Consider the following 780-nt stretch of genomic DNA (forward strand, 5'->3'; position numbering starts at 1 on the left):
AAACCGTAGTTGCCATCGGCGACATTGGTTTGCACTTGGAATACCGCTTCGCCGTTGTCGACGTCGGTGACGGTTAAGGTGCCGGCCACCGTTTGTACTGTGCCTGGCAGGGTGTCGGAATCGCCGTCTTCGGTGACGGTGCCGGCATCGCTGTCGCCGTTACCGASYGTGATGTCAGCGGGATCGTTCGCGCCGACAATGGTGATGGTCACGGTGTGGCTGGCGGTGCCATCGGCACTGGTGACCGTGATGTCACGGGTCAGGGTTTCACCCGCCTTGAGTGACTGCACGTCGCTGTGGCTGTTGTTTAAGGTGTAGGTCCAGTTACCGTCGGCATCAATGCTGAAGAAACCGTAGTTGCCATCGGCGACATTGGTTTGCACTTGGAATACCGCTTCGCCGTTGTCGACGTCGGTGACGGTTAAGGTGCCGGCCACCGTTTGTACTGTGCCTGGCARGGTGTCGGWATCGCCGTCTTCGGTGACGGTGCCGGCATCGCTGTCGCCGTTACCGASYGTGATGTCAGCGGGATCGTTCGCGCCGACAATGGTGATGGTCACGGTGTGGCTGGCGGTGCCATCGGCACTGGTGACCGTGATGTCACGGGTCAGGGTTTCACCCGCCTTGAGTGACTGCACGTCGCTGTGGCTGTTGTTTAAGGTGTAGGTCCAGTTACCGTCGGCATCAATGCTGAAGAAACCGTAGTTGCCATCGGCGACATTGGTTTGCACTTGGAATACCGCTTCGCCGTTGTCGACGTCGGTGACGGTTAAGGTGCCG

1 protein-coding gene is annotated in these 780 nt (G+C 59.2%); it reads right to left on the reverse strand.

What is annotated here, in order from left to right; all coding sequences use genetic code 11:
• A partial coding sequence (locus L5M11_RS23815; protein WP_263193463.1) for a VCBS domain-containing protein occupies nucleotides 1-780 on the reverse strand: 780 nt, incomplete at both ends.

The sequence above is a fragment of the Shewanella sp. SM87 genome (assembly GCF_025653705.1).
Taxonomy (GTDB): domain Bacteria; phylum Pseudomonadota; class Gammaproteobacteria; order Enterobacterales; family Shewanellaceae; genus Shewanella; species Shewanella oncorhynchi.